This window comes from Rurimicrobium arvi (assembly GCF_039540495.1).
GTDB classification, from domain to species: domain Bacteria; phylum Bacteroidota; class Bacteroidia; order Chitinophagales; family Chitinophagaceae; genus Rurimicrobium; species Rurimicrobium arvi.
This window is the reverse complement of sequence record NZ_BAABEZ010000005.1, coordinates 1-3,720: the sequence shown is the minus strand read 5'-3', so window position 1 is coordinate 3,720 and position 3,720 is coordinate 1. Positions and strand designations below refer to the sequence as shown.

The 3,720-nt window shown below is 48.5% G+C and carries 1 protein-coding gene; it reads right to left on the bottom strand.

All coding sequences use genetic code 11. The features are described 5' to 3' along the window. Positions 1 to 3,720, bottom strand: a 3,720-nt coding sequence (locus tag ABD846_RS04670; protein ID WP_344823171.1) for a hypothetical protein, incomplete at both ends; no start/stop codon positions are given.

Genomic DNA, 3,720 nt, shown 5'->3' with positions numbered 1-3,720 from the left:
AAGAGCCTGCACAAAGAATGCTGTCTGCCGGTTTCGTGATCGTAACCGTATAACCAGGATCGTTTGCAACCAGTTTCACCTTGTTACTGTAAGCAGGACAGGGTGACAACGCTGACGTTACTTTAACCATGTACGTTCCGGGATCAACAGCACCCATATCGCTGAATTTCCAGCCGGGCACCACTACGCTGTCACGCATCCAGTCGTACACCGCACCTGTGTAATTGGTAGCGTTGAATTTAACCGTATCGCCAACACAGAAAGTGATCGGGGACGTCGACGGACTGATCGTAACAGGCGGATGTGGCGTCAGTTGGGGCAGTTGATAAGCAGGAGAATAAACGGTGTCGTTTGTATTGCGACAAATAACAGCCAGCTTATATTCATAGCCGATCAATGTATCTGAAGCCAGAATCGTATCTGTAGCTCCTACCACGCCGGACCAGGTTGCTGTTGGCAAAGACAGGTTACGTCGATACCATTGATACCTGATACCAGGAACGAGACTTACGGAAGCTCCGATATCTGTCATTTTCGCATAAGTACCCAGACATTTACCTGTTCCGGAAGGAATAGAGCCGGAGATCGTACCTGCGTAAGGTTTACCATCACAAGGAGCGTAGTTCAGGTTGATGTCATCAAATGCAACACCGTAGTAGTTATATGTACGGTTTGTTGTCTTTTTGAAACCAAGGTAGTACACGCCGCTTGAAGGAACTGTAAACGCAGTGTCTGCAAGTGAGTAAGCAGTATTAGTCACGCTGCGCAGCGGGAAGATTGTTCCGGTCATCGCACCTACAGACTGGGATTTACCATAGTAAACGCCCATTTGGTTTACATAACCGCCTGATGCGCCCACGTACCAGAAGTTGAGTTTGTATTTATAGCCGCTGCGGAGATTCAATCCCGGAGTCCACCAATAGTTATCATCCGTTACAGTAGTGTATGTCGGAGAATAAGTAGTGTAACCGAGGTAGTAACCACCGATCAGGTGCATTTTACCGCCGGGAGTATGGTTGGTATAAGAACCGGTATAAGTACCTGCATATACGTTCCATCCGTCATAGTAATAAGTACCCCATGTTGTTGCGTCGCTACACAGAGGTTTGGTACCTGCAGGTGTAGTTTCGAAATCTTCGATGTAAGGCAGATCTTTTCCGCCTACGCCCATTTTGAAGGCAGCAGTGGTATCAGCTTTACCGGAAGCGGTACATTTAACGACACACTTGAAGTAGGTAGTGGATGGCAAAGGATCCGTAGTATAAGGGAGCGTTGTTCCACCGGTAGTTACCCATGGTCCGAGCGGACTGTTGGAAGAGAACCACTCATACGTAAGACCGGTAGCCAGTGTACTTCCGTCGAGATCCAGCACCGCGCTTCCGCCCATAGAACAGATGTGTGCAGGATTGGATTTGATCGTACCGGCAACAACAGTCGAAGAACATGGCGGTACCATTTGCACGCCGATGTCATCAATTGCCATACCCGGATAGGCATACGTTGTGTGGCTTACTTTAATACCTACATAATAGTTACCTGATGTAGCCGGTGTAAAACGGCCATCATATTTCTGCCACATAGATGTATTCACACCTGTAAGCGGTGTTCCGATAGTGGTGGTCATACCGGCAGCGGTATTACTTGTACCATATGCTGCTGCGATATCCGTTTTACCTCCCGAGTAAGCGCTACCGTTGTACCAGAAGGACATGTAGTACAGTTGTCCGCCGGTCATTTTGATAGCTGGTGTAAACCACCATTGTGCCGCACCGGAATAGTAAGTACCGAGGTAATAACCTGCCATCAGGAATGCAGTACCATTAGGCGTATGGTTGTCGATAGCAGGGTAAGATGTAGAGATCGGTACCCGCAGAACGTTCCAGTAAATAAAGCTGGAAGAAGAGAATGTGTAAGTATTCGATGCACAAGGAGCATTTGATCCCTGATCTACCGTTTCAAAATCCTGGAAGTATGGAGGTGTAACAGTCGTTACATCCACTTTATTCACAGCGGAAATTGTAGAATCTCCAGTGTTGCTGCATTTCACGATACAACGGAACCAGGTAGTCTGGGTCAGTGTCGGAGATGTGAACGTAGGTGCAGTCAGTACAGCACTGGAGCCGGTTGCGATAAACGGACCGGTTGTAGGATCAGAAGTTGTGTACTCCCAGCGATATGTAAGTCCGGAAGCTTTGGTCACGCCTGTCAGATCCATATCCAGTACGGTTGTTCCTGAAGAGCACAGCATACCAGGTTTAGCCCAGGTATTGCCGGCAGTTGGAACACCGGTGCAAGGAGTAAGTTGATCCAGTGCGATGTCGTCGATGGACGTACCATAGTAAGAGTAGGTAGAATACAGGTGGCGTACACGGATACCCATGTAGTAGTTACCCGTACCGATTGACTTGAAGCGACCTACCAGCTGGCGATAAGTGCTGCGTTTGTCAGCCCACAGAGATCTGATGGAAGTGGTCATCGCAGCTTCCGTCTGAGCCGTACCATACCACATACCCAGTTCCACACCGGAGTTGTAATAGTAGTAGCCCGGACCCTGGTACCAGAACGAGAATTCGTAAGTAGAATCTTTGGTCAGTTTAATAGCCGGAGTGAACCACATTGCGCCCGCAGCCGGAGAATAACCGAAGTAGTATCCACCCCACAGGTAGTTGCTACCACCCGGAGTATGGTTGCCATGAACCACACCATAAGCCGTATAGCTGAATCCTTTGGTAGTCCAGTAAGTGGTAGATGTAGCTGTACTCCAGGTGCTGCTGTAAGAAGCACAAACGGCATTCGATCCAGGAGTTACTTTTTCGAAATCTTCACGGTAAGGAGGTGTTACACCACCCACACTCACTGCTACTACAGCAGATGTATCATACAATCCTGTGATAGAACAACCTACAACGCAACGATAGTATTTAGTGCTTGTAAGTGTTGCAGTGGTGTAATCGCCGGCAGCAAAACCTGTTCCGGTAGAGCTCGCAGTCCACGGACCGGTAGCTGAAGTAGACTCATACCATTTATAAGTGATACCTGAAGCAACTGATGTTCCGGTAAGGCGTAAAACAGTAGTTCCTGAAGAACATATCAATGACGGCGTTGCGTCCGGAGTTCCGGCCACAGGCTTGCTGTTACAATCAGTTAATTGCGTCACGTTGATATCATCGATCGGGATACCGGGATAGTTGTAACCGGTATGAACCGTTTTGATACCTACATAGTAGTTACCCGTAGTAGGAGCCACAAAACCACGAACCATCTGCCTGTAAGTAGCAGCAGAAGCATCCACCACAGAATCAATACCACCTGCACGGATGGTCATACCTGTTGCAGACTGGGTAGTACCTGCATAGATGCCTACTTTCAGCCCGTTGGTTCCGGTAGAATAACCGGCACCGTTGAACCAGAAGCCTACGCTGTATCCTTTGCCAGCTGTCATTTTCAATGCCGGCGTAAACCAGAAGTAGTTCTCACCGCTTCCGTAGTAAGGACCATTGTAGTATCCGGAGAAAATGTATTTGTTACCGCCCGGTGTATGGTTTGTAACACCAGGATAAGAAGTGGAATAAGCACCCGAACGCAGGTACCAGTACTGGATAGAAGAACTCCAGGTGCCCGCAACTGCAGCACATGGCATGTTCACCCCTTCCACTCCCGTTTCAAATGTTTCCACATAAGGAAGATCCAATGCGCCAACCGATACCTTCACCGGTGCGG